The sequence below is a fragment of the Acidovorax cavernicola genome, assembly GCF_003581445.1.
Map to the genome: position 1 here is coordinate 1 of NZ_QXMN01000182.1, position 1,734 is coordinate 1,734.

1 protein-coding gene is annotated in these 1,734 nt (G+C 74.3%); it reads right to left on the reverse strand.

What is annotated here, in order from left to right:
- Positions 1-198: 198 nt before the first annotated feature.
- A partial coding sequence (locus D3H34_RS34415; protein ID WP_491047159.1) for a coiled-coil domain-containing protein occupies positions 199-1,734 on the reverse strand: 1,536 nt, incomplete at its 5' end.

The window sequence follows — 1,734 nt, forward strand, 5'->3', positions numbered from 1 at the left end:
GGCCTGCAGCGTGCGCTGCTGCTGCACTGCGTCCTGCAGCTGCTGCTGCAGCGCGGCGAGCTGCGCGCGCTCGGCGGGCGGCAGCAGCGCCTGCAGATACGCCGCCTCATCGGCGAACGCGCTGGCCTGCAGCGCCTGCTGCCATTCGGCCGCGCTATCAGCGGCTGCGGCGCGGTGCGCGTCCAGCGTGGCCTGCGCCTACAGCGCCTGGCCCTGCAGGCCCGCGAGCCGCTGCGCGCACTGCTCTATCAGCGCCAGGCATTCGGCGAGATCCTGGGCCAATGCCGGCGCCGGGTCGGTGGCCAGCGCTGCGTGTTCGCGCCAGCGCTCGGCCCAGAGCAGCGCCTGGGCCTGTGCGGCGTCGCACACCGGCTGCTGCTGGGCCATGGCCTGCGCCAGTTGCTGCAGCCGCGCTTCGCCGGCCTGCCATTGCTGCCAGGCGCTTTGCTGGGTCTGCAGCCATTGCGCGGCCGCGTCGGGTGCGGGCAGATCGGCATGGCCTGCAGCGGCCAGCGAAGCCTGCAATTGCGCTTCCAGCGTGGCGCGCGCCCGGGCCAGATCGTCCAGTGCCGTCTGCGCCGCCTGCGCGCGCGCCGTCAGTTCCTGCAGCGTCTGTTGCGCCAGCGCCTGGGCATTGCGCGCCGTGAGCAGCGCGCGTTCGGCCAGGCCTGCCTGGTCCTTGGCGTCGCGCAGCAGGCGTTCGCCGCGTTCCACGGCCTGCAGCGCTTCGCCCAGCGCACCCAGCGCCTGCGCGCATTGCGCCTGCGATTGCGCGAGCTGCCCGGGCTGCTGCCAGCCGTCCACGCCGGGGGACAGCGCCGCGGGCAATTGCGCGCACAGCGCGGCCCAGGCCGACGACCAGCGCCCCGCGAGGTCCTGCGCCAGCGTTGCGCGCTGCGCCTGCAAGCCGCGCTGCGTGCTTTCGATGCGCGCCAGTTCTTCGGTCGCGGCTTCGCCCTGCTGGCGCAAGGCGTCGAGTTCGGCGCGCCGCTGCGCCAGCTGCACGCGCGTGGCCGAGGCATCGAGTGCCTGGTAGCTGTCGATCGCCGGGTGTTCGAGCGCGCCGCACAGCGGGCAGGCCTCGCCGGGCTGCAGCGCCTGGCGGTGTTCGGCCAGGCTCTGGATCAGTTGCTCGCGCTCGAGCAGCTGCTGCTGGCTGGTGACCAGCTCGTTGGTCAGCTTCCACTGGCTGCGCAATTGCGCGCGCAAGGCGCTTTGCGCCTGCTGCTGCGCGCCCGCGGCGCGTTCGTCCTGCTGCAGCCTGCGCAGTTGCTGCTCCAGGCCCTGGCGCTCCTGCGCACGCTCCTGCAGGCCTTGCCAGCTGTGCGCCTGCGCCTGCAACTGCTGCCAGCGCGCGCGCAGCGTGGCGCTGTCGCCCTGGCCGTCGAGCAGGGCCTGCAGCGCGGCGCCGGCGGCGCTCACCGCGGCATCGGCATCGGCCTGGGCCTGCAGCGCGGGCGCGATGCGCGCCGCCGCGGCCGCGGCCTCGTGCCGGGAGCGATCGACCTGCAGCTGCAACGCGTTGCCACCCTGCTGCTGCGCGGCATGCTGCTGCTGCAGTTCGGCGCGCTGCTGGAATTGCTGGCGCCAGCCGCTCAGCAGCTCTCCGAGCCGGGCCTGCGCGGAATGCGTTGCGCGGTGCTGCTGCAGGGTCTGCTGCTCGGCCGCCATGTGGTCGAGCTGCTGCTGGGCGCCTACCGCGGCCTGGGCGGCGAGCTGCTGCGCCTGGCGGTG